This window comes from Streptomyces sp. WM6386 (assembly GCF_000972385.1).
Classification (GTDB): Bacteria; Actinomycetota; Actinomycetes; order Streptomycetales; family Streptomycetaceae; genus Streptomyces.
On sequence record NZ_JXTE01000516.1, the window covers coordinates 1 to 430 of the forward strand.

Sequence of the window (430 nt, forward strand, 5' to 3'; positions counted from 1 at the left end):
CGGGAATGAGTACCTGGACCGTGTCCGCCCCCTGTTCGGGGACGAGCAGCCGGCCGGCGATGTGCCGGTCGGTGCCGTCCACGGGCACGCGGACGGTGATGTCCTCGCCGACGCAGGGCGGGGTGTCCGCCTCGGGCAGCGGCGCCGGGACGACGGTCATGGGGTTCTCCTCGCGTTGTGCACGGGCGTGCCGGGGGTGCTGGGTGCGGTCGCGGACGGCACCTGTTCGGGTGCGGGCGCCGCTGGTCTGGGGCCCCGGCGGGCGGAGAGGTCCGCGATGCTCGCGACGGAGTGGGAGTGCCGGGCGCCGAGACCGTGGGTGTTGCTGGGCGGTCCGGCCGGGCCGGGACCGCTCGGACCGCGCAGGGCGGCGGCGATCACCCGCGGCCGGAGCATGGCGGCCGGCGAGGCGAGGAGCTGGGTGTGCTGG

General features: G+C 77.0%; 1 pseudogene. It reads right to left on the reverse strand.

The features are described 5' to 3' along the window. Positions 1-156: 156 nt before the first annotated feature. Positions 157-430, reverse strand: a pseudogene (locus TN53_RS47695) (hypothetical protein); the annotation flags it as partial.